This is a genomic window from Polaribacter sp. P097, assembly GCF_036864555.1.
In the GTDB taxonomy this organism is placed as follows: Bacteria; Bacteroidota; Bacteroidia; order Flavobacteriales; family Flavobacteriaceae; genus Polaribacter.
In genome coordinates this window covers 436,583-463,440 of sequence record NZ_JAZETJ010000001.1, presented here as the reverse complement: position 1 = coordinate 463,440, position 26,858 = coordinate 436,583, and the positions used below count along the sequence as shown (strand labels likewise).

Here is a 26,858-nt window from a genome sequence, read left to right as displayed (position 1 = left end):
AACTCTGATATGAATCAGAGTTTTTTTTTGCTCTAAAATTACGTAAGGTATTTTTTAGAAATCGTAGTTTTTGTGAGCGTCTAATCTAATAAAGATAAATAGTAGGATTGTAAAACCCCATAAAGATGATCCTCCATAACTAAAAAAGGGCAGAGGAATGCCAACAGTTGGCAGTATGCCTATTACCATACCTATATTTACAATTACATGAAAAAATAGAATTGAAGCTAATCCATAGCCATAAATTCGACCAAATTTATTGGTGTGTGTTTCTGCTTGATAAATAATTCGAAACATAAGTAGCATAAAAAAGATGATTACTAAACTACTTCCTATAAATCCCCATTCTTCACCTACAGTACTAAAAATATAATCTGTATGTTGTTCTGGAACAAAATCTCCTTGTGTTAAGTTTCCATTTAAAAACCCTTTACCATACAATCCTCCAGAGCTTATTGTTAGTTCAGATTGATAAGAATTATAACCAATACCTTTATTATCTATTTTTTTGCCTAAAAGTATATCAAAACGATCTTTTTGATGCGAAGGCAATACATTCTCGTAGATATAACCAGTACCAAAAATAAAACCACCTAAAATAAAGTAAAGGCCGAAAATTTTATACCAGTTAAATCTGAAAAATCTTTTTCCTCCTTTATAGATAAGATAGATGGCAAGTATGCTCAAAAGTGCAAAAGCAGATAACAAAACTATTTTGAATCCGAAATAAATGGTTAAGATAAATAGAGCTATTATAACTGCACCAAGCAAAATGTAATTTAGAGTTAAGCCTTCTCTATGTAGCACAAAGAAAAAGGATACATATATTAAGGCAGATCCTGCATCAGGTTGTAAGAAAATAAGAAATGCTGGAAAAAATACTATGATAAACGATTTGATTTGATTTTTTATCAACTTAAAGTTATACTGTCTATCACTTAAAAGTTTGGCAATTGCTAAGGCTGTAAAAGCTTTAACAAATTCTGAAGGTTGTAAGCTCATTGCTCCAAAATTAAACCAAGATTTTGCCCCATTTATTTCTTTTCCTAAGGGAAAAAGTAGAATTAAACTTACTAGCGACAAGACATAAAATAGAGGTGCATATCGTTCGTAAAACTTGGAATTAAAAAATAAAACACCAATGGCTAGTGGAATACAGAGTACTATCCAAATTAATTGTTTGCCATATTTTGTTGAGAAATCGAAAATTTGATTGTTTTCTTCGGAAGATGAAGCTGCATAGATATTTAACCAGCCAAAGCCAACTAAAATAGCATAAAGCAAAACCATTAGCCAATCAACACCTGCAAAAATATTATTTCGTTCTTGACGCAATTTCTTCTGGGTTTTCTATTTGTTTGGCATAAATGTGTTCTAAGCTCATATTAAACATAGAATTTTCTCTGTATTTATTTTTATCAGAAATAGATCCGTTAATATATTTTTCTATGATGAGACTGCTAATTGGAGCTGCGATTGTAGAGCCATAACCACCATTTTCTACAAAAACGGCTAAAGCTATTTTTGGATTATCTTTAGGAGCAAATGCAACCAAAATCGAATGGTCATCTAACTGAACCTTATTTCCGTTTTTAATTACAAAGTTTTCTGCAGTTCCAGTTTTACCACATATTTCAATACCTTTTACTTGACTGTATTTACCAGTTCCGCTTTTAAAAACTTCATGCATTGCTTCAATTACAGGAGAAAAATGCTCTTTGTCAATTGTAGTTTGTTTTGGTTTAACGTAATTAGGATCATCAATAAACTCGTTATTAATTTTTTTAACAATATGAGGTGTGTAAAAGAAACCTCTATTGGCAATAGCTGCAGTAAAATTAGCCAATTGAATGGGCGTAGTTAGCACTTCTCCTTGGCCAATGGCATTAGAAATATTTGTAGATGCGTTCCAGGTGTATTTATAGCGACTATCATAATATTTGCCATCAGGAATTAATCCAGGAACTCCAGCAGGTAAGTCATATCCTAAATAATTTCCTAATCCAAAACTACTTACATGTCTGTTCCAATTATCTAAACCTTCAGAAGCATTTTTATCTTTCTCCACAATTCTTCTGTAGGTATTAGAAAAATAGCTATTACATGATCTTGCAATGGCCGTTTTTAACTTGATGGGTCTATTGTAAATTCCACAGTGGCAACCCATAAATTCATTTGGTCTATTACCATATCTATACCCATGATAACATCTAAAAGTAGTTTGTTTATTAATCACGTTTTCCTGAAGACCAATTAAAGCATTCATCATTTTAAAAGGTGAACCTGGAGGATATGCTGCCAGTAAACCTCTATCAAAAGTGGGTTTCTCGATGCTATCTAAATTAAAAAGTTTGTAGGAGTTAGGAGATCTTTTTCTACCAACTAACATGTTAGGATCGTAAGAAGGTGCTGTTACTAATGCCAAAATTTCACCTGTAGAAGGTTCTATAGCCACAATTCCACCACGTTTACCTTTCATTAATTTTTGAGCATACATTTGTAACTCAATATCTAAGGTTAACATCAAATCTTTACCATTAACAGGCAAGGTGTCTTTGGATCCGTTTTGGTAAGAACCAGTAACTTTATTAAAGCGATTTCTATGTAAATACTTTTTGCCTTTTCTGCCTCTTAAAACATCTTCATATTGCCTCTCAATACCATCTTTACCCTCTAACTCTCCTTGTTGATAATAGCTATTGGTTCTAGCCTTTTGCTCATTAACTTCACCAATATAACCTAAAACATTGGCTGCTGCTGATAATGGATAATCTCTTATTATTCTTTTTTGGATGTAAAACCCCGAATATTTATGCAATTTTTCTTGTAAAAAGGCAAAATCTTCTTTAGCTAATTGTTTCAAAAATACTGAAGGTAGATAAGAAGCATACCTTTCTGCTCTTTTAAACCTTTTTAAAAAATCTTGTTTATCAATTTTTAAAAGATTGCAAAACTCTAAAGTATCTAATGGTTTTACCTGGTTTGGCTGAACCATAACATCATAAGATAATTGGTTGGCTACCAATAATTCTCCATTTCTATCATATACATAGCCACGTTCTGGATAATCGTAAACAACTTTTACAGCAGCATTGTGTATAGGATCGTAATTTTTACTTTTAATTATTTGCAGCTGAAATAATCGTCCAATAAAAACTAAACCTGTAATGGTAATTAAAAAATAGAGTAAAAAACTTTTTTGCATTATTCAATTTTAGTAAAAATATAACTCCCTAAAAAGTATAAAACTAACGTAAAAATACTAGAAAATAGTGTGTCTAAAATGACACCAGAAATATTCTGCAGGCTAAAATTAGCAAAAGAAAAGTAAATAAGGTGATGTATTAAAGTTAAAGTTACAACATAGTTAAATCTTTTACCAAAAGGTTCTGATTTTAACTTGAAAAAAGCATAGTCTGTTGCTACTTTTCTAAAATATAATTTCACAAAAAACAATCTGGCATAAGCTATAATTAAGATTGAAAAAGCGTGTATACCTCCTGAATCTGAAAAGAAATCTACTCCTAAACCCAACAAAAATGTATAAAATAAAAAAGGAATTCTGTTTTCTTTTAAAGGATATAGAAAAACAAAAACAATATATAAATAAGGATTAATATGCCCTAAAAACAAAATATTGTTCAAGATGAATACCTGTAAAAACAGCAAACCAAAGAATAATAAAATAAGACGTACACTACTATTCATTCTGAGTCTCTAGTTTTTTAATTTCCAGTTTATCAAAGTTCTTAATAATGTAAACATATCCTAAATTACTCATATCATTAAAAAGAGTAACATTTACTTTATTATCGGCACTATTACCCTTGTTAATTTCAGAAATTGTTCCAATTAAAATCCCTTCAGGAAAAATAGTAGATTTACCTCCAGTTTCAATAGTGTCTCCTATTTTTAAAGGGGCTTGTCTTGGTATATCAGAAAGTTGAACAGTATTATAGTCTTTACCATCCCAACCTAAAGAGCCAAAGTAATTGCTGTTTTTTAAACGTGCATTTATTTTGCTATTCTTATTTAAGATAGATTGTACTCTAGCATAATTATTTGTAGCATTATCTGTAATACCAATAACTCCTCTGCTATTTACAACTGCCATTTCTTTTTGCACTCCTTGCTTTTCACCCTTGTTTATAGTAATAAAATTAAAATCTTTAGAGTAGTTGTTGTTTATAATTTTTGCTGTTGTAAAAGTATATTTTTGATTAAAGTTTAAAGTGTCCAAAATAGTAGAGTCTTTACTTACTAAATTAGAGTTGCTTTTAGCTAGCAAATTTCTCAATCGAGTATTTTCTTCTGCTAAAAGTTTATTTTCTTTTTTTAATCCAAAATATTCTGAAATATTAGAAGATTGCGAGTATAAGCCACCAGTTATGGTATTTGCTGAATTGACAAACTTACTTTTATGAAAACTAAGATTATTAAAAATAAGAAAAAGGGCAATAAATTCTAATACAAGAAAAAATAAGAAGTACTTAAACTTCTGAAAAAAGTATATAATTTGTTGCATTCTTAAAAATTAATAATGCTAGTTCATTAAAACATTCTTGTATTTGTTTAATTCTTTTAAAGCTATTCCTGTTCCACGAACAACAGCTCTTAAAGGATCTTCTGTAACATAAACTGGCAAATCAGTTTTTCGAGATAAACGTTTGTCTAAACCTCTTAACATAGATCCACCTCCTGCTAAATAAATACCAGTATTGTAAATATCTGCAGCCAGTTCTGGTGGAGTTTTAGATAACGTTTCCATCACAGCATCTTCAATTCTTAGAATAGATTTGTCTAAAGCTTTGGCAATCTCTCTAAAAGAAACCTGAACTTGCTTTGGTTTACCACTCAATAAATCTCTACCTTGAACTAACATTTCATCTGGTGGAGTGTCTAAATCTTCAGTTGCTGCACCTATTTGAATTTTTATTTTCTCAGCAGTTGTTTCACCAACGTGCAAGTTATGCTGAGTTCTCATGTAGTACATTATATCACTAGTAAATAAATCACCAGCTACTTTTACAGATTGATCACATACAATACCACCTAAAGCTATAACTGCAATTTCTGTAGTACCACCACCTATATCTATAATCATGTTACCTTTAGGTTCCATGATATCTATACCAACACCAATTGCAGCAGCCATTGGTTCATAGATTAAATATATTTCTTTGGCATTCATGTGTTTTGCAGAATCTCTAACCGCTCTTTTTTCTACCTCTGTAATTCCTGAAGGAATACAAATTACCATACGTAAAGCAGGTGGAAATAATTTCTTTTTAATAGACGGAATCTGTTTTACAAATTCCTTAATCATTTCTTCAGAAGCTTGAAAGTCTGCAATTACACCGTCTTTTAAAGGACGGATTGTTTTTATATTTTCATGGGTTTTTCCTTGCATTAAGTTGGCTTCTTGACCAATAGCAATGATTTTACCAGAAACTCTATTTCTGGCAACTATAGAAGGGCTATCAATAACAACCTTTCCATTATGTATGATAAGCGTATTCGCGGTTCCTAAATCAATCGCAATATCTTCTGTCATAAAATCAAAAAAACCCATAGAAATTATTTCTTATTTGAAAGTGTGTATTCTTACAAATTTACAAAAATTAATCTTGTAAATATGAATATTAATTTAATGTTTAAAATGTCTTGTACCTGTCATTACCATAGATAAATTGTTGTCATTACAGTAATCTATACTTAGTTGATCTTTAATAGATCCTCCAGGTTGAATAACACTTGTTATACCAGCTTTATCAGCTATTTCTACACAATCAGGGAATGGGAAAAAGGCGTCACTTGCCATTACTGCTCCTTTTAAATCGAATCCAAAACTTGTAGCTTTTTCAATAGCTTGTCTTAATGCGTCAACTCTAGAAGTTTGTCCTGTTCCGCTTGCTAAAAGTTGATTGTTTTTTGTAAAAACAATAGTATTAGATTTAGTGTGCTTGCAAATTTTTGAAGCAAACAATAAATCTTTTAACTCGCTTTCAGATGGTTTTGTATTAGTAACGTAAGTTAAATCTTCTAAAGTATCTGTCTTAGCATCTTTATCTTGAACTAACAACCCATTTAAGGCAGTTCTAACGTTTTGTGAAGGTAAATCTGTGGTTTTTTGAATTAATAAAACTCTATTTTTCTTTCCTTTTAAAATTTCTAAAGCTTCATCTGTAAAAGAAGGTGCAATTACAACCTCACAAAATAATTTATGAATTTCCTCTGCAGTTTCAGCATCTATTTCTGTGTTAGAAATTAAAACGCCTCCAAAAGCAGAAACAGGGTCTCCTGCTAAAGCATCTAAATAAGCTTGTTTAATGGTGTTTCTTTGAGCAAAACCACAAGCATTGTTATGTTTTAAAACCGCAAAAGTTGGATCTTCACCAACAAACTCATTCATTAAATTTACTGCAGCATCAACATCTAAAAGATTGTTGTAACTTAATTCTTTACCATGTAATTTATCGAACATTCCATCTAAATCTCCAAAGAAATATCCCTTTTGATGAGGGTTTTCTCCATATCTTAAAGTTTTAGAAGTGGTTTCACTGGCTTTGTAAACGATTTCATCTTCATTAAAATAGTTGAAAATAGCAGTGTCATAGTGAGAAGAAATATTGAATGATTTTGCAGCGAATTTCTTACGTTGTTCAATTGTAGTTTCTCCATTGTTCTCAGATAAAATTTCTAAAAACTCATCATATTGCTCCATTGAAGAAACTGTAAAAGTGTCTTTAAAGTTTTTTGCAGATGCTCTAATTAAAGAAATACCACCAATATCAATTTTTTCTACAATATCTTGTTCAGGTGCTCCTGAAGCAACTGTTTTTTCAAAAGGATAAAGATCAACAATAACCAAATCTATTTGAGGAATATTATATTCTTGCATTTCTGTAATATCTCCTTCATGATCTTGTCTGTTTAAAATTCCTCCAAAAACTTTAGGGTGAAGCGTTTTTACACGACCTCCTAAGATAGAAGGATAAGAAGTTACATCTTCTACAGGTACTACATCAATACCTAATTCTTTAATAAATTTTTCTGTACCTCCAGTAGAATAAATGGTAACATTTAGTTCATTTAATTTTTGAACAATAGGTGCTAAACCATCTTTGTGAAATACCGAAATTAATGCTGATTTAATTGTTTTTGAAGTGCTCATTACAAGTTGTGTTGTTAAGCGAGCAAATCTAAGCAATCATTAAAGAAATCGCAATGAAAAGATAGTAACAAAACTACTAAGTAATTAACATTTTGATTTCTTTAATTTGCTAGTAATTATTCTGCACTGTCTAGAAAATCTCTAAACCAATAAACAAATTGGTCATAAACAGTGTCTTCTTCTTTTAAATTGAATTTTTTGCTAGATTTAGCGTACGAGGTAAAGTATTCTTTAGTTCTCATCATGTGGGGGTATTAATGATTATCTAATGTGTTTCAGCGAACTAATTTATAGAATATTTTTATAAAAACAAATTTTTATAAAATATTAGCCACTTTTTCGCAAACATATTCCAAGAGTTCTTCGTCTTTTTCTGTAAAAGTATTGGCAGTATGAGAGTCTATATCTATTTGACCAATATTTTCGTTATTCACAAAAATCGGAATTACAATTTCTGACTTCACCTTCCAACCACAAGAAATGTAATTATCTTGTTCAGAAACATCTTGCACTACAAAATTTTCATTACTAACCGCAACTTGTCCACAAATTCCTTTTCCAAAAGGTATAATAGTATGCTCTGTTTCTTCTCCTGTATATTGTGCTAATTTAAGTTCGTTTTTGTCTCCGTTTTTGAAATAAAAACCAACCCAATCATAGTAAGAAATTTCATTTTCTAAATAATCACAAATGGCTTGTAATTTTTCATCTTTAGAATTATCTGTGGTAATTATATTATTTATGTTCTCTTTTAAAACTGCTATATTCATAACTTAATTATGTAAATTTTATCAAATTAAATTCCCTTTCTTATATAAAATTAAGGGTTACAAATTTAACACAAAGTTAGAATATCTTTTCTTAAATTTGCAGTTCTAAAATGAAACATTTTTTTAATAAAATATCATCTGTTGCACTATCATTTTTAGTGCTGTTTTCAACATTATCTTTTACTGTTGATGCACATTATTGTGGAGATTTTTTAGTGGATGTTTCTCTTACAGGTAAAACCGATAATTGTGGTATGCAAATGGATTCTGATGCCACAGAAACTATGAAAGGTTGTTGTAAGGACGAAGTTCAAAAAGTAGAGGGTCAAGAAGAGTTGCAGAATCAAAAAGTAGAGGAGTTTACATTTGCGCAACAACAATTTGTAGCTTCTTTTTTTATCACTTACAAAGATCTTTTTAGTGATCAGAGCTTAAATATTTTCTTTTCTAAAGATTTTTCTCCACCTGATATTCCTATAAATTACCAGGTACAATACCAAACTTTCTTAATCTGATTTTTTTTAATTGCCCACAGTTCACTGCTTTAATAGCAGTATAAAAACACGTGTACTTAATTAAAAAATAAACAAATGAAAAAATATTTTATAAGTAGTATTTTACTATTTATTCCGTTCTTAATCTTTTCTCAAAATACTTTTACAGGAATGATTATGGATAAAAACAACCCTAAAGATAATTTAGGAGTAGAAGGTGTTAGTGTGCATTGGCTAAATACAAATGTTGGTACAATAACAAATGAAAAAGGTTGGTTTACAATCAAATATAAACCAGAATACAAAAAATTAGTAGTTAGTTATTTAGGTTATAAAACAGATACTTTAACTATAGATAACTTAAAACCAATTCATCATTTTTTATCTTTAGAAAGTGAGCTAGAAGAAATTACCATTAATAGTAAACGAAATGCTGTTCAGAAGTCATTCTTGTCTACTAAAAATATGTTTACGGTAAATGCAGAAGAATTGCTGAAGGCAGCCTGCTGTAATTTGGCAGAAAGTTTTGAAACGAATCCGTCAATAGATTTAAGTTTTTCTGATGCATTAACAGGTACAAAACAAATTCAAATGCTGGGTTTAACTAGTCCTTATTTGCTAATTACGCAAGAAAATATTCCTTCTGTAAGAGGTGCAAGTCAGGTTTTTGGACTCACATTTACACCAGGAACTTGGGTAGAAAGTATACAAATAACCAAAGGTGCAGGTTCTGTTGTAAATGGTTTTGAAAGTATTTCTGGCCAAATAAATGCAGAATTGGTGAAACCACTAACAGATAATAAATTCTTTTTAAATGCCTATGCTTCTCAAATGGGTCGTTTTGAATTAAACACGCATTTCAATCAGAAAGTATCAGATAAATGGAATACAGGTTTATATGTTCATGGTAATTACAGAGGTCAAAAGTTTGATAGAAATAATGATAACTTTTTAGATATGCCATTGGCAAATCAAATAAATGTAATGAACAGATGGCAGTTTACAGATGCTGAAAAAGGTTGGGTAAGTTTTATAAATGTTCGTTTTTTAAATGATGAAAAACAAACTGGAGAATTAAATTATAATCCAGACATAGATAAAGGAACAACCAATAATTGGGGAAGTGAAATAGACACCAAACGTTTTGATACTTCTTTTAAACTAGGTTATGTTTTTCCTGAATTGCCTTTTCAAAGTATTGGTTTTCAAATGGCATATAGTAACCATCAACAAGATTCTTATTTTGGGCTAAATGTTTATGATATACAACATCAAAGTATGTATTCTAATCTTATTTTTAATTCTATAATAGGGGATACTCGTAATAAATTTAAAACAGGGTTAAGTTTTACCTATGATAAATTTGATGAGTTGGTAAACACCACAAATTTTGATAGAAGAGAAAATTCGTTTGGCGGCTTTTTTGAATATGCTTTTGATAATTTAAACGATTTTAGTTTAACAGCTGGTATTAGATTAGATGCTCATAATTTACTAGGTACATTTGTTACACCAAGATTGCATTTAAGATACGTGCCTTGGGACAAAGGTGTTCTTAGAGCATCTGTTGGTAGAGGTAAAAGAAGCGCAAACATTTTTGCAGAAAATCAGCAATTATTTGCCAGTTCAAGACAAATAAATATCGATGATGTTGGTGGTAATATTTATGGATTAAATCCAGAAATTGCATGGAATTATGGAGTTTCTTATCTACAGAAATTTAATTTATTTGATCAGAAAGGAGATGTAACTTTAGATTTTTATCAAACAAAATTTGACAATCAAGTGGTTGTAGATTGGGAAAATCCACAGGAAATTGCTTTCTATAATTTAGATGGTAATAGTGTTGCGAATAGTTTTCAAATAGAAGTAAATTATACTTTAGCAGAAAGATTGAATTTAAGAACGGCTTACAAGTATTTTGATATTTCTACAGATTATAAGTCTGGGAATTTACAAAAGCCTATTCAGCCAAGAAATCGATTTTTTGCAAATTTATCATATGAAACAGAACTTAGTGCTACTAATGGGCAATGGAAGTTCGATGCAACATTTAACAATATTGGTAAGCAACGTTTGCCTAATACAAGCACTAAACCAGCACAATACCAATTACCAGATATGGTAGATGCTTATCAGTTATTAAATGCACAAATAACAAAGGTATTTTCTAAAAGGTTTGAGGTGTATATAGGAGCAGAAAATTTAACAAACGTGCAACAAAATAATCCTGTTTTGGCAAGCGATGATCCTTTTGGAGCACATTTTGATACAACAATTGTATACGCGCCAATATTTGGAAGGTCTGTATACACAGGTTTAAGATTTAACATTAATTAAAAACAGATATAAAAAATGAATAAAATAATTTTAACTTTAGGTATAATTTTGATTGGTTTTACAGCACAATCTCAAGAAATTAAAAAAAACAAAAACGCAAAAGAGGTGATAAAGGTTGATGGCATTTGTGGTATGTGTAAAAAACGAATTGAATCTGCAGCTTTAAAAACTAAAGGAGTAAAGTTTGCTATTTGGAGCCCAGAAACACATCAATTAAATGTAATTTTAGATGAACGTAAAACAGAAGTGGCAACCATACAACAGAATATTTTGAATGTTGGGCATGATATTTTATTAGATGATAATAAGAAGTTAATTGCTAAAGAAGAAGCTTACAATTCTGTTCATCCTTGTTGTAAATATAGAAGTGATGAGATTGTGAAAGATCATAAAGGAGAATTAAAGAAACAAAAGAAGAACAATAAATAGTTAGCATGAAACATACATATTCAGTTTCTGGAATGACTTGCAATGGATGTAAAAATTCAGTTGAAAAAGCATTATTAGCGCTATCTGATATAAATACAGCAGAGGTTAACTTAGAAGAAAATGAGGTTGAAATTAACTTTGCTAATAAAGTTTCCTTGCCAAAATTACAAGCTGCTTTACCCGAAAAATTTACCCTTACAAAACAAAAGGAAATTCCTGATGTAGCATTTAGTGAAGATGGAAAATCAGAAATTCAGCAACTTTATCCATTATTTTTAATTTTTGCATTCATAACAACAGCTTCAATACTTATAAATAGAAATCCTTGGCAAACCTCTGAGTTTATGTTTACGTTTATGGGGCTATTTTATGTGGTATTTAGTTTTTTCAAGTTTTTAGATGTAAAAGGATTTTCTACCAGTTTTGCAATGTACGATCCTATAGCTAAACGTATACCAAATTATGGGTTGATATACCCTTTTATAGAATTGCTTTTGGGTTTCTTTTTTCTAATGCGATTTCAAATAGTACCAGCATTAATAATTACAATTATAATTTTGGGCATAACTACAATTGGTGTAACAAAATCATTACTTAGTAAGCAAAGTATTAAATGTGCTTGTTTGGGTTCAGTTTTAAATTTGCCGATGACAAAAGCAACATTTATAGAAAACTCTATAATGATTTGTATGGCAGTTTATATGTTAATTGTAATGATTTAATTAGTTGATATTAAAAATAAAACCCGCTAATTTAGTTAGCGGGTTTTCCATTTAAAGTAGTTTTTGTGTTAACTCATACTGTATTTGTTGTAACTAAGAATCTATCGTAAAATAATTAAATAGGTTTCTTAGAACTTAACTTCACTTCTTTTGTGATAAGCTTACCTGATGAAGAAATACCTTCCAAATAAACTTTAATATTTTTTTGTTGATTAATTGGAACTTTAAAATCATACATAGAGTTTTTATCAATAGAAATTAAAGGTTTCCAAAAAATTGCACCATAATTAATATAAGTTTGATCTAAAAAACTAGGGTATTTAGGGCTATAATATTCTATTTCTTTCGAGAAACCAACAGGGAGAAAGAATTCTTTAAATTCAGAATTTTTTCTGCTATATTCTTTTGCAGATAGTGAATACATGTAAATAACTTCGTTAAATTGACTTGGGTCTTGACCAAAAGAAATACTCTTAATTGTGTTTAAGTAAAGACCGTCTAAAATCCATAAACTTTGAGTTATTTCAGATCCATCTAAATAAACCCTAACATTTCTTAATTGCCTTGTGTAGTTATCACTGTTTCCAGACATACTATGATTTCTGTCTGGTCTTCTCTTACCAATAAAAATATCACCATTATTCACTTGCACATCAAATCTTTTTTGTGATAAAAAATTTAAGACCAAATCTCCACTGGTAACAAGCATGTCATCCATTCTAAAAGTGGTAAGCATGGTTGCTATTCCAAATGCATTGGCTTCATTCTTAACTCTTTTGGTTTTTACAATAACTTCATCTAAAGTGCTAATACCATCTGTTAAACTTTTAAAGTTAGAAATTTCAAGTTCAGCTATATTTGACTCATTTTCTAGAGTTTTGTTTAAAATATCTGTGATAGAACTTTTTGAATAGGTTAAACTCGGGCCAATTTTAGTAACAGTATTATTATTTGTTTTTAAGCCGAAGTTAAATTTAGAATCTTTAATAAGAAATGAATTATCTATAAATAACTCTTTATTATCTGGTTTCATTTCTACAATCAAATCGTTTTCATCTGAATAAACAATAACAGTCTGATTTTTCTTTGGAGCATTATTGAGTGTAAATTTCACATCAATACCTTGTTCAAAATCATATTTTGTTTTTTCAATTTCTTCAAATATATTTTTCCAGCTGTATTTACCCCATCCTTGAGTAATTAATAATAAATCTAATTCTTGTAATCTATTGGTATTATTTTGATTGAAATAATATTCAGGATTTTCGATTTGGCCTCTCACAAAAGGGTTCAATATAAAAGCGCTTTTAATAGTATTTTGTGGTTTGTAGGCTTTTGTGTTATTAGGCAAAAATGAAGTACTTAAATAAACCTTTTCATTTAAGTCATTAACAATTCTAATAGTGATAGAATCTTTAGAAGATGCTAATTGATTTAGTTTAACATCAAAAAATAAATTAGGATTTTCATTGTAAAAAACACGTTCGCATATTGCGTTTTTCTCTTCATTAAAAAGAGTAATAACATTCATACCGATTTCTATATTCTCTTTTTTTAATGCCACTAAATACCTTGTGTTTTCTGCATTAAATTCAATGTTATATTTCTTGTAAGATCTAGTATTGTGTACAAATAGGGTGTAGGCTTTATCTTTTAATAATGCAGCAGTTATGGGGTTAGTTTCAATAAGTATTTCAACACCATTTAGGGTTTGAGTAGTTTTTAAAAGAACACCAACCGTTCTTGGTTCTATAATTTTATTTTCAATTTTTAAACCATTAGAAAATTCTACTTCAAATGTATAAATATCATCTTCTGGTAAATAGAAAGATACTTTACCTAAACCAAATTTATTGGTAGAAAAGGTGTCTATAAATTCACCATCACTATTCTTAATAATTCCTTCTTTAATTTCTAAACCCTTATTATTTGCGTCTTTTAATAAAATGCCAACTGTATTTTCAGCATTCACTAAATAGTGCCCACCTTCAGGAAATAATTGAAATTCGAAATAGTCTTCTTCATTATAAGTAGAAACTATTTCTTCTTTATTTTTTTCTGATGTTAAAACACTAATTTTTTGCTGATAAGAATTGTTTTCTTTAAAGTTGAGCATCCAATTGGTGGTTGCTTTTACATAATAATTCTTGTTTATAAACGTAGAATCTATGTCAATAGAACCTCTACCAATTCCGTTTTTTATTTTTATAAGTTGTTGACTTTTCTTCTTACCTGTTTCTTCAAAAACGGTTACATATAAATTTGTTGTGTTCGGATGAAGTTTACTCGTGTTTTGTTCGTTTACATATGCCTGAAACCATAGTTTCTCGCCCAATAAAAAAGTGGTTTTATTTAAATGCAAATACGGAATTTCACGTGTATTTTCGAAGTAATTCTTAAAGGAGTTTTCGATGTTTTTCTCTTGGCTATAAATATTTAAGCCAATAGAAAATAAAAGTAGATAAAGTAAAAACGGTTTTATTTTCATAGCTAGAGGATTAATTTTTTTAAAGATAATGAAATTAAATATTAATACTAGCTTATGAGATTTAATGCGTTGAATTTAAAGTGCTTGAGTTTTATTTTTTCTTAAGTAATCATATAAAAAAATCCGTTAAAAAATTTTAACGGATTTATATTTTTTATTTTAAGCTTTTTATGTATTTCTTGGAGAAAATCTGAATATTCTTATCATAACCAACACTAGATCTACTTATGCTATAAATTTCATCTGTTCTCGTAAATTCAATCACGTAAAGTCTATTTATACCTTCACCAAAAATTTGTTTTCCATCATAAAAGATATTAGTCAAACTTGTGGTACCATTACCAAATTGTTTAGAATCTCTTAAGGCATATTCTCCATCACTATAAATATTTGGTTTTAATAGTATGTTTTTTATCTTTCTGCTTAAGTTTAATCTATTATGATTTCTTAAATATCGAGTTAGAAATTGTGAAGGTCTACCATTTTCATCGGGTATAAAAGTATCAAAAGATTCAGACGTATCTATTACCTCTGGATTATTTTGTGCATTAAAAGTAAAAGAAAGTAAAATTGCGAAGACAAATATTATTTTTTTCATAGTATTTAGGGTTTTATGTTAGTTATTCAATAAATAAATATCAAAAAATATGCCAATATTGTAACTGTTTACATTGTTTTGACGGGTTATTTTAGTTTATGAACTTTAGGTTGATTTTATTTTAGTACTATTTTACTAACAGGTATTTTAAGATTGCTTTCTAGTAATAGTCCTTCTTCATTAATACCTTCTAAAAACAGGTTAAGAATAGTGTTATTAGTATTTGCAATTTTGAATTCTATGTAATCTTTAGATGATATTTTTATATTAGGTTCCCACCAAATTGCACCATGTTTGGTAAATGCTTCTGTTTGTAAAGAAGGATATTTAGGGCTATAATATTCTTTAGCTTTTGCAAAGCCAACAGGCAATGTTACTTCTTGTAAATCGACATATATATCTTGTAAACCGACAGATTTATCTGGCTCTATTCCATAGTCAAAAGATGCTGATCCACTATATGAGCTATCATTCCATGCAAAAACTTGTGATCCAGTATAGCTTTCCCACTCACCTGCACTTCCTGTGAAATTATTAAAACCAAAAGGGTTTGGGATACCTGCGTTATTCCAATTGCTATAATTATCACCCCATCCTACTCTGTTATTAATTGAACCTCTATTCCCATTAGACCAATTGATTAAATCGTTTCTTTCATTAGAATTCTTTTCATTAGAATTCTTTTCATTACTCTTACTAGCAATGAATATTTCTTCTAGAAGTATATAGTTTTCTTCTAAAAATGGAAATAAAGTATATTCTGGGATTGTTTTTTTTAATTCTTTAAGGTGATTTGGCTTTACCTCTTCAAAAAGATACGTATTTGAATAAGTAATACTTGGCCCAATTTTGAAATAGTTATCACCGTCTTTTATTGCGAAATTTAAGGTAGAATTTTTTGTAAAGTAGCTATTTTCAATTTTGTAAAGCATGTTTTCTTTAAAAGTGGTTTCACCCTTAAACTCATTGTCTTCAGATTCTATGAAAAAAGTTTTTCTAGTATTTACATTCTGATTTATTCTCATCAGAATATCAATTCCCTTTTCAAATTTAAAATTGTCTTTTGGTGGCGATTTATAAATATTATTCCAATCGTATTTACTCCAACCTTGCGTAAGTAGTAGTAAATCTAAATTCTTTAATCTGTCTTTTACATTTGAATTAAAGTATAATGATGCTTCTTCAATATCACCTTTTACAAATGGTTTTAATAAAAATGATGATTTAATAGAATTTGTAGGATTGTATGCCTTTGTTTCTTCTGGTAAAAATGAAGCGCTTAGCATAACATTGTTATTGTTGTTATTTTTTAAACGAATCGTTAATGAATCACTTTCGTAACCAATTATTTCAGTTTTTATTCCATCAAATGCTGTTTTTTTTAAATCATTATAAATCATTCTTTCTAAAACAGGCTGATTCTTTTCATTGAATACAGTAATAATGTTTATACCTTTAAAAAGTATTTCTTTGTTTAAATCGAATGAATATTGAGTTGTTTTTGAAGTGAAACTAAATTGGTTTTTCAAAAACCTTCTGCTATTATGCACAAAAATTGAATATTTTTGACCAACTAGATTTGGCAATGAATTGGTGTTTGTGTTTATTTTTAAAATAAACTTTTTATTTAACTCATCGTTAAGGATATTCAGTGCCACTCCGTATTTTTTTACGGCTGGTGTTTTTACTATAATTTTAATATTGTCTTTTGTAGTTGCATAAAAAGTATAATCTTCATTTTCTTTAATTAATAAAAGTGTTTCTCCAATTCCAAATGAATTGGTCGTAAAAGTTTCTAAAATAGTACCATATTTATCTTTTACTACACCCTTCTTTATTTGTATACCTTTATTATTGGCGTCTTTGAGTAAAATGCCAACTCTATTATAGGTATTTGCTAGTAGGTGACCACCTTCTGGTAAGATTTGAAAATCGTAAAAATTCTCTTTTTCAACAATTTCAGGCTTGTTTTCTGAGTTTTTTAAAATGATAATCTTCTGTGAAAATGATTGGTCCTCCTTAAAGTTTTTCATCCATTTTGTAGATGCTCTAATGTAGTATGCTTTTTCTGTAAAGGTGGAGTCAATTTTGATATTACCTTTTCCTAAGCCATCTTGAATTCTTATTAAATGTTGATCTTTTAAAACACCACTTTCATCATATAATGAAACATATAAATTAGAAGTTTCTGGATGTAACTTTTCTGTATTTTGTTCTTGAATGTAGGCTTGAAACCAAAGATTTTCACCTGTTAAAAAAGTGGTTTTGTTTAAATGTAGGTGAACATTTTCTCTGGTTTTTTTAAAGTACTCTCCATATTTTATTTCAGGATTTTCTTTTTGACTAAAAATTATACTTGTGATAAATAGAAAAGCAAGGGGTATTAATGTAATCTTTTTCATAACAATTATTTTGCAAAATATTAACAAGGTTTGTGCCAAAGTGTTAATTTTTGCAAAAAAATGCAATGAATAATTGAATAAAGTTAGAGTTATATTCATAAAAAAAAGTTCGATAGAAAGAGATCTATCGAACTTTTAATAAGTATAAACAAGTTAAGTTACAGATTAAAACTTGCTTTTTAAATTTACATCATTCCTGGCATTCCACCACCCATTGGAGGCATTCCACCACCTGCAGGAGCATCTTCTTTAATATCAACTAAAGCACATTCAGTAGTTAAAATCATACCAGCAACAGAGGCTGCATTTTCTAAAGCAACTCTAGTTACCTTTTTAGGATCGATTATACCAGCTTCTAACATATCTACATATGTTTCAGTTTTAGCATCGTAACCAAAATCTTTTTTACCTTCTAATACTTTGTTAATTACAACTGAACCTTCACCACCAGCATTTTCTACTATTGTTCTTAAAGGCGCTTCAATTGCTTTGTTAACAATTTGTACACCTGTGGTCTCATCTAAATTATCTGTAGTTAAAGCTTCTAAAACTTTTTTAGCTCTTACTAAAGCAACTCCACCACCAGCAACAATACCTTCTTCTACAGCAGCTCTAGTTGCATGTAAAGCATCATCAACTCTATCTTTCTTTTCTTTCATTTCTACTTCAGACGCAGCACCAACATATAAAACAGCAACACCACCAGCTAACTTAGCCAAACGTTCTTGAAGTTTTTCTTTATCATAATCAGAAGTGGTAGTTTCTATTTGCGCTTTAATTTGGTTTACTCTTGCTTTAATAGCTTCTGCATCTCCAGAACCATTTACAATTGTAGTATTGTCTTTATCAATTGTAATACCTTCTGCAGTACCTAATAAATCTAAAGTTGCATTTTCTAGTGAGAAACCTCTTTCTTCAGAAATTACAGTACCACCAGTTAAAATTGCAATATCTTCTAACATTGCCTTTCTTCTGTCTCCGAATCCAGGTGCTTTTACAGCAGCAATTTTTAAACCACCTCTTAATTTATTAACTACTAAAGTAGCTAATGCTTGGCCATCTACATCTTCTGCAATGATTAATAAAGGTCTACCAGATTGAGAAACTGGTTCTAATATTGGTAAAATTTCTTGTAAGTTAGAAATCTTCTTATCAAATAATAATACGTAAGGATTTTCTAAATCTGCAATCATTTTGTCTGCATCAGTAACAAAGTAAGGAGATAAATATCCTCTATCAAACTGCATACCTTCCACAACATCTACATAAGTATCTGTACCTTTTGCTTCTTCTACAGTAATTACACCCTCTTTACCAACTTTATCAAAAGCTTTCGCAATTAAATCTCCAATAACAGAATCGTTATTTGCAGAAATAGATGCTACTTGTTGAATTTTATCTGATGAATTACCAACTTTTTGAGTTTGTTTTTCTAAGTCCGAAACAATTGCTTCTACAGCTTTATCAATTCCTCTTTTTAAATCCATCGGATTTGCACCTGCAGCAACATTTTTTAATCCTTCTTTTACAATTGCTTGTGCTAAAACAGTAGCAGTTGTTGTACCATCACCAGCTAAATCGTTGGTTTTAGAGGCAACTTCTTTTACCATTTGAGCTCCCATGTTTTCAAGCTCGTTTTCTAATTCTACTTCTTTTGCAACAGAAACACCATCTTTAGTTACAGTTGGTGCACCAAATGCTTTAGAGATAATTACGTTTCTACCTTTAGGTCCTAAAGTTACTTTTACTGCATTTGCTAATGCATCAACTCCACGTTTTAAACCATCTCTTGCTTCAATATCAAATTTAATATCTTTTGCCATTTTGTTTTTATTTTTTGCTTTTAGCTGTCAGCTCTTGGCTTTTGGCTAAAATAATTTTCATTAATTTTTTATTGTTTTTGCTAAAGGCAAATAGCCCAAAGCAAATAGCTTTATTATATAATTGCTAGAATATCAGATTCACGCATCATTAAATAATCTTTACCCTCTAATTTTAAGTCAGTTCCACCATATTTACCATATAAAACAGTGTCACCCACTTTTACAGTTAAAGGCTCATCAACTTTACCATTACCAACTGCAACTACAGTTCCTTTTTGTGGTTTTTCTTTTGCATTATCTGGAATAATTAAGCCAGATGCTGTTTTTGTTTCTGCTGGTGCAGGTTCTACAAGAACTCTGTCTGCTAAAGGTTTAATGTTTAATCCCATTGTTTTATAAATTTTGATTAATAAAATTATTTTTTATGCTACTATATAGTCAGAAATTATGCCATCGCTTAAAAACTGACAATTTTTCTTTGAATGATTTTTAATCGTAAAATTGAAGCAAAAAAAAATGCCAACGTGTCATTTTCGTTGGCATTTTAAATTGTTTAAGATGGTATTTAGTTAATACTATCGTTTGATGATGGTAATGTGTTTTCTACAGGTGCTGTAGTTTCTACACCATCTAAAGTATTGTTTAAGTTTACATCATTTTCTCCACCTCTAGGAATGGCTACATTTGATAATAAAATTAATGCAAACATTGCTATAGCTAACGTCCAAGTAGTTCTGTCTAAGAAATTGTTTGTGTTTTGCACACCTCCTAAAGATTGTGCACCTCCACCACCAAATGAAGAAGATAACCCTCCTCCTTTAGGATTTTGAACCATTACTATTAATACTAAAGCTACTGCTACAATTAAGATTAATATGATAAAAGCTGTATAACTCATTATTTATGTTTTTGTAAAATTTGTATTCTTTTAATTTGGTCTGCAAAGAAACCACTTTTTTCTGGATATTTCAAACTTAAAATTCGATAGGCCTGAATTGCATTTTCGTACTTCTTTTGCTCTAAATAAACCTTGGCTAAAGTTTCTGTCATTAACATAGAATCTTGTTGGTTCTCGGCTATAGAAATGTTTACATTTTTATCTTTGGCTAAAGGTTCTATTTTAGGATTGCTTTGTATAAATTTTTCTATAATTTCTTCTTTCTTTGCAACTTTTTCATTCTTTTTTTCAATCCTAATAATTGGTTTTTTAGAAGATAATTGCAACCATTGATTAAAGGAGTAATTTTCTGAATTGGTAAATGCAATGGGTTTACCAACCTCTAAATCTTTTTCAGTTTGTGAAACCACATCTTTTGATGGATCACTGGTTTTAGATTCAGAAATTTTAGGTTCTTTTGTTTGGTGATCATCAATAGCATCTACTTCAACTTCAATGTTTTTATGGAAATCTGTAGAAGTAATGTATTCAAAAAGTATGGCTCTATCTCTTGTTACAGAGGCTGTATTTTTTAATTCTTTATTGTATTTGAAGCTGTTAGCTTGTTTTAATTTGTTTAAATAAAGAACTCTTGCTGCTTGAAAGTATGGATACTTATCTACTATAGATTTTAAATCAGAAGTATTTAAATTTTCCAATTCTTGTCTATTGTTCAATGCTTTTATGAATGATGATGTTTTCAAATTTATAGGCATTACCATTTTGCTACAGAAGCATTAAAGATGTCTTGAATTATTCTTTCTAAAATTTCATCTAGAGCAGTTTCTAGAACACTCCCTGAAAGTTGAGCATTTGCATCGAAATCTGAGTAGAAAGAAAATGTTTTTTCAAAATCATCTTTTTCTTCTAATTTATTTACGAAACGAACATTTACTGAAACCGTTAGTCTGTTTTGGGCAGCAGTTTGATTAGATGTTCCACTCATAGGTGTAATTCTATATCCTGTGATTTCTCCACTAAAATATAAATCACCATTAGAATTCGTAAGGGTTAAATTAGTTTGACGTGTAAATAGGTCTTGTAGATCATTGGTAAAACGTTGTGTTAAAACAGGTTCTACTAATGGTGCTTGATTCGGAAAAAAATCAATTTGAATGGTTTTTGCATCACCTGTGTTACCACCTGTAAATGAATAAGGCCCACAACCTATAAAAGTGATTACTATAAACGCGGATAAGATAAATTTCTTCATGTTGTAATATTATAAATCGTACTGCTTAATTTTTCTGTATAAGGTTCTTTCAGAAATCCCTAACTCTTTAGCTGCCAATTTACGTTTGTTGTTATTTTTTTCTAGAGATTTTTTAATCATCTCTATTTCCTTGTCTTGTAAAGATAAAGATTCGTCTTCCTCAATAGTCTCAATAAAATCATAATCTTTTTCAGAAGGCGTGTTTTGAGGCACATTTAAAACTTCAATATCTAATTCTTCTAAATCTTTATTATTATAAATTTTTTCTAACAATCTATGGTTTTCTTCTTGTACTTCTTCTACATTACCATTCTTCATTAAATCAAGCGTTAACTTCTTTAAATCGTTGATGTCATTACGCATGTCAAAAAGAATTTTGTACATAATATCACGTTCAGTAGAAAAATCATTTTCTTTTTTACCACCTACAATCGCTGGTAAATTACCTGAATTATTTGGTAAATATTGTTGTAATTTTTGACCACTAATACTTCTTTCTTCTTCTATAACAGAAATTTGTTCTGCAAGGTTTTTTAACTGACGAATATTACCTGGAAATCTATAATTCAATAGTACATTTACAGCGCTTTCATCTAATCGAATGGAAGGCATTCTGTATTTTTGAGCAAAATCTGCAGCAAATTTTCGAAACAATAAATGAATGTCTTCGTTTCTTTCTCTTAATGGAGGTAAATTGATTTCTACAGTACTAAGTCTGTAGTACAAATCTTCTCTAAATTTTTCTTTTTCAATCGCAGATTGCATATTAACATTGGTAGCAGCTACAATTCTAACATTTGTTTTTAAGACTTTAGAAGACCCTACTTTTATGAATTCACCATTTTCTAAAACACGTAATAAACGTACTTGGGTGGTTAAAGGTAATTCACCAACTTCGTCTAAAAAAATAGTACCACCATCTGCAACTTCAAAATACCCTTTTCTATCTTGTGTTGCCCCTGTAAAAGCTCCTTTTTCATGACCAAAAAGTTCACTATCAATTGTTCCTTCAGGAATTGCGCCACAGTTTACTGCAATATACTTGGCGTGTTTTCTGTGTGATAAAGAATGAATAATTTTCGGAACACTCTCTTTACCAACACCACTTTCTCCAGTTACTAGCACAGAAATATCAGTAGGTGCAACTCTAAGTGCTTTTTCTAAAGCCCTATTAAGTTGAACATCATTACCAATAATTCCAAAGCGTTGTTTTAAAGCTTGTAAGTTTTCCATTTTCTTTTCTTAGAATCGATAAAAAAGAATTGAGAGAAAAGTAGGTATACTTTAACTCTTGCTTCTCTTTTCTAAAAATTAATTATTATCTGAGTATCCAACTGCAGTACCTTTTAAGGTTGCAGAAGTACAATCTTCTACTTTAACGTTTACAAAATCACCTAATTTATAGTGCTCTTTAGGAAACACAATCACTGTATTTTGTGTATTTCTTCCTTTCCATTCATTAGGATTTTTCTTAGATGTGCCTTCAATTAAAACCTCTTCAACTTTACCCAAATGTTGTTGAGTTCTATATAAAGCATGTTTTTGCTGCAAATCGATTACCTCTGTCAATCTTCTTTTTTTAACAGCTTCTGGTACATCATCTTCCATTTTTTTACCAGCTAAAGTTCCTGGTCTTTCAGAGTAGGCAAACATAAATCCAAAATCATACTTCACATACTCCATCAAATCTAAAGTATCTTGATGATCTTGCTCTGTTTCTCCACAAAAACCAACAATCATATCCTGAGATAGTGCCATTTCTGGAACTATTTTAAAAATATTATCAACCAATTCCATATACTCTTCACGAGTATGTTGTCTATTCATGGCTTTTAACATAGCATTACTTCCACTTTGTACAGGCAAGTGAATGTATTTACAAATATTTCTATGTTTTGCCATTACATGAATAACATCTAAACTCATATCTTGAGGATTAGAAGTAGAAAAACGAAAACGTGTTTTTGGAAATTGAGTGGCACACATATCTAATAACTGAGCAAAATCAACAGCAGTTGCCTGAGCCATTTCAGAAGCTTTTTTGAAATCCTTTTTTAAGCCTCCTCCATACCACAAAAAGCTATCTACATTTTGACCTAAAAGCGTAATTTCTTTATAGTTTTTATCCACCATTTGCTGTATTTCCTCTAAAATACTTTTAGGATCTCTACTACGCTCTCGTCCACGAGTAAAAGGAACAACACAAAAAGTACACATATTGTCACAACCTCTAGTAATCGAAACAAATGCAGATACTCCATTAGAATTTAAACGAACAGGAGAAATATCTCCATAGGTTTCTTCTTTAGATAAAATTACGTTTACAGCATCTCTACCCTCATAAACTTCTTCTAATAAGTTTGGCAAATCTTTATAAGCATCTGGCCCAACTACTAGGTCAACAATTTTTTCTTCTTCTAAGAATTTTTCTTTCAAACGTTCAGCCATGCAACCTAAAACGCCAACTTTCATTTTTTTGTTAACCTGTTTTACTGCATTGTATTTTTGCAATCTTCTACGAACTGTAGTTTCAGCTTTTTCACGAATAGAACATGTGTTTACCAAAACTAAATCTGCCTCTTCTAAAATTTGAGTAGTGTTATAGCCTTCTTTGTCTAAAATTGCTGCTACAATTTCACTATCATTCATATTCATTTGACAGCCATAACTTTCTATGAATAATTTTTTAGTATTCTCTTTCTTATTTTCTGTAACAAGGGCTTTTCCTTGTATTTTTTCGTCAATAATTTTCTCTACTTGTTGCATCTTTCAATTTGTAATTTGAAGGTGGGCAAAGATACAACCAATTTTATATTTTTATGACAAATTGGCAGAAAATTAATGTTGTTTTTCTGTTAATAATTGATCTAATATTCGTGAAAAAATTTTTTTTAATAAAAAACTAACTACTTTTGCACTTTAAAATAGCCCTTGTTTAATGGGTTTTGAGTGATAAATGAGAGATATATGGCAAAGAATTTAGTAATAGTAGAGTCACCAGCAAAAGCTAAAACTATCGAAAAATTTCTTGGAAAAGATTTTCAAGTAGAGTCTAGTTATGGGCACATTGCAGATTTACCATCAAAAGAATTGGGGATTGATGTAGATGGTGATTTTAGTCCTAAATATATAGTTTCCGATGATAAAAAACCAGTTGTTAAAAAATTAAAAAGTTTAGCAAAGAAAGCAGAAACGGTTTGGTTAGCAAGTGATGAAGATAGAGAAGGAGAGGCTATTGCTTGGCATTTAAAAGAACAACTAGATTTAAAAGAGAATAATACCAAACGTATTGTTTTTCACGAAATTACTAAGAAAGCTATTCTTAAGGCTGTAGAAAATCCTAGAGATATAGACTATCACATGGTAAACGCTCAGCAAGCACGTAGAGTTTTAGATAGACTAGTGGGTTATGAGTTATCTCCAGTTTTATGGCGAAAAGTAAAAGGAGGTTTGTCTGCAGGTAGAGTACAATCTGTAGCTGTGCGTTTAATTGTAGAGAGAGAAAGAAGTATACAAGAATTTAAGCCAGAAACACATTATAAGGTTGTTGCTGAATTTTCGAACAATGAAGGAAAGAAGTTTAAAGCAACGATTCCTAAAAATTTTGATTCTAAAAAAGAAGCAGAAAGTTTCTTAGAATCTTGTGCAAATGCCGATTTTAAAATTGCAGATTTAACCAAAAAGCCAGCAAAAAAATCGCCAGCAGCACCTTTTACAACATCAACCTTACAACAAGAAGCATCTCGTAAATTAGGTTTTGCAGTGGGTAGAACAATGCAAGTTGCACAACGTTTGTATGAAGCTGGTTTAATTACCTATATGAGAACAGATAGTGTAAATTTATCTGTTGATGCAAGAAATGAAGCTGAAGAAGAGATTATAGCTTCTTATGGTAAAGAATATAGTAAGCAAAGAGTGTTTAAATCTAAAGCTAAAGGTGCTCAAGAAGCGCATGAAGCAATTAGGCCTACTAACATGAAAATGCATTCTATAGATACTGAATATGATCAAAATAGATTGTACGATTTAATCTGGAAAAGAACATTAGCCTCTCAAATGAGTGATGCTCAATTAGAGAGAACTAACATTAAAATAGAGAATTCAGAAAACGAAAAAATCTTTACTGCAAATGGTGAGATGATTAAGTTTGAAGGTTTCTTAAAAGTGTATTTAGAAGGTAAAGATGATGATGAGGAAGAACAAGCAGGTATGTTGCCTAATCTTAAAGTTAATGAAAGTTTAGATTATATTTTTATTAATGCTACTCAGCGTTTTACAAGTCCACCTTATCGTTTTACGGAAGCATCTTTGGTTAAACAATTAGAAGAATTGGGTATTGGTCGTCCATCAACCTATGCACCAACAATTTCTACTGTTCAAAGAAGAGGTTATGTAGAAAAAGGGCAGAATGAAGGAGTAGAAAGGGCTTATGAGCAAATGATTTTGACTAGTGGTGCTGTAAAAACGCAACAATTAACCGAAAAAACAGGTTCAGATAAAAATAAACTTGTACCAACAGATATAGGAAACATTGTGAATGACTTTTTAGTAGCAAATTTCTCAAACATACTAGACTTCGGATTTACTGCAAAAGTGGAAAATTCTTTTGATGATATTTCTGAAGGAGAAGAAGATTGGACAGAAATGATTAAAGATTTCTACACCAAATTTCATGACAATGTAGAGGATGTTAAAGAAAATGCAGAAAGAGAAAGTGGAGAACGCATTTTAGGGAAACATCCAAAATCTGGTAAAACAGTTTTAGTTAGATTAGGTAAATTTGGACCTATTGCTCAAATTGGTGCTCCAGATGATGAAGAAAAGCAATTTGCAAGTTTAAATAAAGACCAGAATTTAGGAACAATAACTTTAGAAGAGGCTTTAGAGTTGTTTTTATTGCCTAAAACCTTAGGAACTTACGAAGATGAAGAAGTTGTAGTTTCTAACGGACGATTTGGACCTTACATTCGTTTTGGAAAAATGTTTGTTTCTTTAGATAAAGGTGAAAATCCTATGGAAGTTGATTTACCAAGAGCTGAAGAATTGATTAGAGCAAAACAAAAGGCAGATGCTCCTATTTACCATTATGAAGATTTACCAGTGCAAAAAGGTGTAGGTAGGTTTGGGCCATTTATAAAATGGAATGGTATGTTTATCAACGTAAATAAAAAATACGATTTTGATAATCTTTCTGATGATGATATTGTAGAATTAATCGAAGTTAAGAAACAGAAAGAAATAGATAAGGTTATTCATAATTGGGAAGATGTTGGTATTCGTGTAGAAAAAGCAAGATGGGGGAGATTTAATGTTTTAAAAGGCAAAATAAAAATTGAGCTTCCTAAAACTACAGATATTGAGAAACTATCTAAAGAAGAGGCTGTTAAGATGGTTGAAGCAAAAACACCCAAGAAAAAAACAGCAAAGAAAAAAACGACTAAGAGAAAAACAGTAAAAAAGAAATAGTA

The 26,858-nt window shown here is 30.1% G+C and carries 23 protein-coding genes; 5 read left to right on the top strand and 18 right to left on the bottom strand.

Annotation, left to right across the window (positions count from 1 at the left end; genetic code table 11):
- Positions 1-54 precede the first annotated feature (54 nt).
- The 8 genes from rodA to V7R38_RS02260 all read right to left on the bottom strand — a co-directional run bounded on the left by rodA (position 55) and on the right by V7R38_RS02260 (position 7,944).
- Positions 55-1,335, bottom strand: a complete 1,281-nt coding sequence (rodA, locus tag V7R38_RS02295; protein WP_334055879.1) for a rod shape-determining protein RodA — start codon at positions 1,333-1,335, stop codon at positions 55-57.
- The gene (mrdA, locus tag V7R38_RS02290) at positions 1,316-3,205 is read right to left on the bottom strand and encodes a penicillin-binding protein 2 (RefSeq protein WP_334055878.1); all 1,890 of its coding nucleotides are present in this window, start codon (positions 3,203-3,205) and stop codon (positions 1,316-1,318) included. Before mrdA ends, rodA begins: the two co-directional genes overlap by 20 nt.
- A complete protein-coding gene (locus V7R38_RS02285; RefSeq protein ID WP_334055877.1) occupies positions 3,205-3,708 on the bottom strand; it encodes a hypothetical protein in 504 nt (167 codons plus the stop codon). The genes mrdA and V7R38_RS02285 overlap by 1 nt, the downstream gene beginning before the upstream one ends.
- A complete protein-coding gene (gene mreC, locus V7R38_RS02280) occupies positions 3,701-4,525 on the bottom strand; it encodes a rod shape-determining protein MreC (RefSeq protein ID WP_334055876.1) in 825 nt (274 codons plus the stop codon). The genes V7R38_RS02285 and mreC overlap by 8 nt, the downstream gene beginning before the upstream one ends.
- An 18-nt stretch (positions 4,526-4,543) precedes the next feature.
- Positions 4,544-5,572 carry a rod shape-determining protein gene (locus tag V7R38_RS02275; RefSeq protein WP_015481963.1) on the bottom strand — a complete coding sequence of 343 codons (1,029 nt, stop codon included), beginning with the start codon at positions 5,570-5,572 and terminating at the stop codon, positions 4,544-4,546.
- A 75-nt stretch (positions 5,573-5,647) separates the two neighbouring features.
- A complete protein-coding gene (gene purH, locus V7R38_RS02270; protein WP_334055875.1) occupies positions 5,648-7,174 on the bottom strand; it encodes a bifunctional phosphoribosylaminoimidazolecarboxamide formyltransferase/IMP cyclohydrolase in 1,527 nt (508 codons plus the stop codon).
- Positions 7,175-7,290: 116 nt separating this feature from the next.
- Complete coding sequence (locus V7R38_RS02265; RefSeq protein ID WP_302846643.1) at positions 7,291-7,419, bottom strand: hypothetical protein; 129 nt, start codon at positions 7,417-7,419, stop codon at positions 7,291-7,293.
- Between the two features lie 72 nt (positions 7,420-7,491).
- Positions 7,492-7,944 (bottom strand): GAF domain-containing protein, encoded by a 453-nt coding sequence (locus tag V7R38_RS02260; RefSeq protein ID WP_334055874.1) that lies wholly within the window; start codon positions 7,942-7,944, stop codon positions 7,492-7,494.
- Positions 7,945-8,054: 110 nt separating this feature from the next.
- On the opposite strand from V7R38_RS02260, the gene V7R38_RS02255 reads away from it, so the two are divergent.
- From V7R38_RS02255 to V7R38_RS02240, 4 genes are all read left to right on the top strand, one after another.
- Positions 8,055-8,459, top strand: coding sequence for an HYC_CC_PP family protein (locus tag V7R38_RS02255; protein ID WP_334055873.1), 405 nt, complete (start codon positions 8,055-8,057; stop codon positions 8,457-8,459).
- A 75-nt stretch (positions 8,460-8,534) separates the two neighbouring features.
- Complete coding sequence (locus V7R38_RS02250; protein WP_334055872.1) at positions 8,535-10,778, top strand: TonB-dependent receptor; 2,244 nt, start codon at positions 8,535-8,537, stop codon at positions 10,776-10,778.
- Positions 10,779-10,793: 15 nt separating this feature from the next.
- Positions 10,794-11,207, top strand: a complete 414-nt coding sequence (locus V7R38_RS02245) for a heavy-metal-associated domain-containing protein (RefSeq protein WP_334055871.1) — start codon at positions 10,794-10,796, stop codon at positions 11,205-11,207.
- 5 nt (positions 11,208-11,212) lie between these two features.
- Positions 11,213-11,929, top strand: a complete 717-nt coding sequence (locus V7R38_RS02240) for a heavy-metal-associated domain-containing protein (protein WP_334055870.1) — start codon at positions 11,213-11,215, stop codon at positions 11,927-11,929.
- 115 nt (positions 11,930-12,044) lie between these two features.
- Here the strand turns inward: V7R38_RS02240 and V7R38_RS02235 are convergent, their stop codons facing one another.
- The 10 genes from V7R38_RS02235 to miaB form a co-directional block, all read right to left on the bottom strand.
- Positions 12,045-14,417, bottom strand: coding sequence for a hypothetical protein (locus V7R38_RS02235; protein WP_334055869.1), 2,373 nt, complete (start codon positions 14,415-14,417; stop codon positions 12,045-12,047).
- Positions 14,418-14,571: 154 nt separating this feature from the next.
- Positions 14,572-15,015, bottom strand: a complete 444-nt coding sequence (locus V7R38_RS02230; protein WP_334055868.1) for a hypothetical protein — start codon at positions 15,013-15,015, stop codon at positions 14,572-14,574.
- A 116-nt stretch (positions 15,016-15,131) separates the two neighbouring features.
- Positions 15,132-17,417: a hypothetical protein gene (locus tag V7R38_RS02225; protein WP_334055867.1), complete on the bottom strand. Its 2,286-nt coding sequence runs from the start codon at positions 17,415-17,417 to the stop codon at positions 15,132-15,134.
- A 185-nt stretch (positions 17,418-17,602) separates the two neighbouring features.
- Positions 17,603-19,240, bottom strand: a complete 1,638-nt coding sequence (gene groL, locus V7R38_RS02220) for a chaperonin GroEL (RefSeq protein ID WP_015481974.1) — start codon at positions 19,238-19,240, stop codon at positions 17,603-17,605.
- Positions 19,241-19,353: 113 nt separating this feature from the next.
- The gene (locus V7R38_RS02215) at positions 19,354-19,629 is read right to left on the bottom strand and encodes a co-chaperone GroES (protein WP_015481975.1); all 276 of its coding nucleotides are present in this window, start codon (positions 19,627-19,629) and stop codon (positions 19,354-19,356) included.
- Positions 19,630-19,805: 176 nt separating this feature from the next.
- Positions 19,806-20,138 carry a preprotein translocase subunit SecG gene (gene secG / locus V7R38_RS02210; RefSeq protein WP_015481976.1) on the bottom strand — a complete coding sequence of 111 codons (333 nt, stop codon included), beginning with the start codon at positions 20,136-20,138 and terminating at the stop codon, positions 19,806-19,808.
- On the bottom strand, positions 20,138-20,893 hold the full coding sequence (locus tag V7R38_RS02205) for a hypothetical protein (protein ID WP_334055866.1): 756 nt from the start codon (positions 20,891-20,893) through the stop codon (positions 20,138-20,140). Before V7R38_RS02205 ends, secG begins: the two co-directional genes overlap by 1 nt.
- Positions 20,893-21,390 (bottom strand): LptE family protein, encoded by a 498-nt coding sequence (locus V7R38_RS02200; protein WP_015481978.1) that lies wholly within the window; start codon positions 21,388-21,390, stop codon positions 20,893-20,895. Before V7R38_RS02200 ends, V7R38_RS02205 begins: the two co-directional genes overlap by 1 nt.
- Before the next feature lie 9 nt (positions 21,391-21,399).
- The gene (locus tag V7R38_RS02195) at positions 21,400-22,623 is read right to left on the bottom strand and encodes a sigma-54 interaction domain-containing protein (RefSeq protein WP_015481979.1); all 1,224 of its coding nucleotides are present in this window, start codon (positions 22,621-22,623) and stop codon (positions 21,400-21,402) included.
- Between the two features lie 78 nt (positions 22,624-22,701).
- Positions 22,702-24,156 carry a tRNA (N6-isopentenyl adenosine(37)-C2)-methylthiotransferase MiaB gene (gene miaB / locus V7R38_RS02190; protein WP_015481980.1) on the bottom strand — a complete coding sequence of 485 codons (1,455 nt, stop codon included), beginning with the start codon at positions 24,154-24,156 and terminating at the stop codon, positions 22,702-22,704.
- A gap of 201 nt (positions 24,157-24,357) precedes the next feature.
- Between miaB and topA the strand changes: the two genes are divergently transcribed.
- A complete protein-coding gene (topA, locus tag V7R38_RS02185) occupies positions 24,358-26,856 on the top strand; it encodes a type I DNA topoisomerase (protein ID WP_334055865.1) in 2,499 nt (832 codons plus the stop codon).
- The last annotated feature ends 2 nt before the right edge of the window (positions 26,857-26,858 follow it).